The sequence below is a fragment of the Streptomyces racemochromogenes genome (assembly GCF_044129415.1).
Taxonomy (GTDB): domain Bacteria; phylum Actinomycetota; class Actinomycetes; order Streptomycetales; family Streptomycetaceae; genus Streptomyces; species Streptomyces racemochromogenes_A.
The window spans coordinates 1-3,312 of sequence record NZ_JBBDHD010000258.1 but is presented as its reverse complement, the minus strand read 5'-3'; the positions used below and the strand labels follow the sequence as shown (position 1 = coordinate 3,312).

Genomic DNA, 3,312 nt, shown 5'->3' with positions numbered 1-3,312 from the left:
CGCGAGTACTGGGTGCGGCACGTCCGCGAGGCCGTCCGCTTCGCCGACGCCGTCGACTGCCTGGCCCTCGAAGGAGTGCGCACCTTCCTGGAGGTCGGCCCCGGCGGCGTCCTGACCGCCCTCGCCCGGGACGTCGTGGACGAGCAGGCCGTCACCGTTCCCGCCCTGCGCGCCGACCGCCCCGAGGACCTGGCCCTCACCACCGCCCTCGCCCGGCTCCACGTCCACGGCACCCCCGTCGACTGGGCCGCCGTCCATGCGGGCCGCGGCGCCCGCCGAGTGGACCTGCCCACCTACCCCTTCCAGTACGCTCACCACTGGCTCGACGCCCCGGCCGGCACCGGCGACGTCACCGCCGCCGGACTGGCCGGCGCCGGACACGCCCTGTTCGGGGCGACGGCCCTGCTGCCCGACGGCGCGGGCTCCCTCCTCACCGGACGCCTGTCCCTCGACACCCACCCCTGGCTCGCGGACCACGCCGTCTCCGGCGTGACCCTGCTGCCCGGTACCGCCTTCCTGGAGATGGCCGTACGCGCCGGTGACGAACTCGGCTGCGGCCGGGTCGAGGAACTCGCCCTCGCCGCGCCCCTGGTCCTCCCGGAGCAGGGAGCGGTCCAGGTCCGGGTGGTCGTCGGAGCGGAGGAAGAGACATCGGGACGGCGGCCGGTGAAGGTCTACTCCCGTACCGAGACCGCCGCCGAGACCGCCGGTGAGGAGACCTGGACCCGCCACGCCACGGGCTTCCTCGTCCCCGACACCGACCGGACCCCGCCGGAGACGGACGGCGCATGGCCCCCGGCGGGCGCCACCGCCGTAGACCTCCACGACTGCTACGACCGGCTGGCCGACGCCGGCTTCGGCTACGGCCCGGTGTTCCAGGGGCTGCGTGCCCTCTGGCGGGGCACGGAGCAGGACCTGTTCGCCGAGGTCGCGCTGCCCGAAGGAACCCCGTCCGACGGGTTCGCCGTGCACCCCGCGCTCCTCGACGCCGCCCTGCACGCCCTCAGCGCCGGAGAGTTCCTCGGCACCGACCCCGCGGGCCGGCTCCCGTTCGCCTGGAGCGGCGTCAGCGTGTACGGAAGCGGAGCCGAAACCCTGCGCGTCCGGCTGACCCGGGCCAAGACCGGGCCGGACGCGGTGGAGCTGCGGATCAGCGACGGCCTGGGACGGCCCGTCGCCTCGGTCGACTCGCTGCTCCTGCGCACGGTCACCCCCGAGCAGCTCGCCGAGGCCGGAGCCGCCGCCCAGGGCGACGCCGGCGTGCGGGACGCGCTGTACCGCGTGGTGTGGGAGCGGTGCGAACCGGTCGCCGGGGGCGAGTCCGCCGCGCCGCTCCGGTGCGAGCGGCTCGCCGAGCTGGACGGGGCGCCCGTGCCCGCGCACGTGGCCGTCACGCTGCCGGGCACGGGGGAGCGGCCTGCACCGGCCGACGCCGCGCGCCGCGCCCTGGAACTGCTCCAGGAGTGGCTGGCCGAGGACCGCTACGCCGCCTCGCGGCTGGTCGTCGTGACCCGCGGCGCGGTCGAGGCGGACCCGGCCGCCACCGGGGCCGCCGCACGCGCCGTGGACCCCGTACAGGCCGCCGTCTGGGGCCTCGTACGCTCGGCCCAGTCCGAGAACCCCGGCCGGTTCCTGCTGGTGGACGCCGACGGAGACGACACCGCGGGCCTGTCGGCCGCCGTGGCCTGCGGGGAGCCCCAGGTCGCGGTCCGTGACGGAGCCCTGCTCGTGCCGCGGCTCGTGCGGGCCGGCGAACCCGACCCGGCGGCCGAGGACGCGCCCGTACCCTTCCCCGCCGACGGAACGGTGCTGATCACCGGCGCGTCCGGAGCGCTGGGCCGGCTCGTCGCCCGCCACCTGGTCACCGTCCACGGCGTGCGGCACCTGCTGCTGGCCAGCCGCCGCGGCCAGGACGCCCCCGGGGCAGTCGAGTTCACCGAGGAGCTGCGCGAACTCGGCGCCGAGGCACGGACGGCCGCCTGCGACGTGGCCGACCGCGCCGAGCTGGCCGCCCTGCTGGCGACGGTTCCGGCCGGGCACCCGCTGAGCGCCGTGGTCCACGCGGCCGGTGTGACCGACGACGGCACCGTCCCCGCCCTCACCCCGGACCGCGTCGACCGGGTGTTCCGCCCCAAGGCGGACGCGGCCCTCCACCTGCACGAACTGACCCGCGACATGGAGCTGTCCGCCTTCGTCCTGTTCTCGTCCGCAGCCGCCACCCTCGGCAGCGCCGGACAGGCCAACTACAGTGCCGCGAACTCCTTCCTCGACGCCCTGGCCGTGTCCCGCCGGGCCGAGGGACTCCCGGCCGTGTCCCTCGCCTGGGGCCTGTGGGCGCAGAGCAGCACCCTCACGGCCGGACTCGCCGCCGCCGACCGGCACAGGATCGGCCGCTCCGGACTGATCGCCCTGGAGGCGGCCGAGGGCCTGGCGCTGTTCGACGCCGCCTGCCGCTCCGAACGGCCCGTGCTGGTCCCCGTCCGCCTGGACAGCGGGGCACTGCACGCCCAGGCCCGCGCGGGCGCCCTGCCGCCGCTGCTGCGGAAGCTGGTCCGCACCTCCGTACGGCGCAGCCTCGACGGGTCCCCGCAGACGGCGCCCGGGCAGACCCCGCTGGCCGGCCGGCTCGCCGCCCTGCCGGAGGACGAGCGGTACACGTCCGTCCTCGACCTGGTCCGCACCCAGGTGGCGGCGGTCCTCGGCCACACGTCCGCCCGGTCCGTGGCGGTGGACCGGCAGTTCAGGGACCTCGGCTTCGACTCGCTCACCGCCGTCGAACTGCGCAACACCCTCAACACCGCCACCGGTCTGCGGCTGCCCGCCACCCTCGTCTTCGACCACCCCACGCCCGACGCGCTCACCCGCCTGCTCCTCACCGAACTGCTGGGTGCCGACACCGACACCGACCCCGTCCCGGCCGGCACGGCCGTGGCGGGCCAGGTGGCGGTGGCCGACGATCCGATCGTGATCGTGGGGATGAGCTGCCGTTATCCGGGCGGGGTGCGTTCTCCGGAGGATCTGTGGCGGCTGGTCGCGGAGGGCGGGGATGCGATCGGTGGTTTCCCGGTCGACCGTGGCTGGGCGTTGGAGAGCCTGTATCACCCGGATCCGGATCACGCGGGGACGAGTTATGCCCGTGAGGGCGGGTTCCTGTACGAGGCGGCCGAGTTCGATGCGGGGTTCTTCGGGATCTCGCCGCGTGAGGCCCTGGCGATGGACCCCCAGCAGCGGTTGTTGCTGGAGACCTCGTGGGAGGTGTTCGAGCGGGCCGGGATCGACCCGGCGACCCTGCGCGGCTCCCGTACGGGGGTG

At 75.9% G+C, this 3,312-nt stretch carries 1 protein-coding gene; it reads left to right on the top strand.

Annotation, left to right across the window (positions count from 1 at the left end; translation table 11 throughout):
- Window positions 1-3,312, top strand: a 3,312-nt coding sequence (locus WDV06_RS36495) for a type I polyketide synthase (RefSeq protein WP_395514103.1), incomplete at both ends; no start/stop codon positions are given.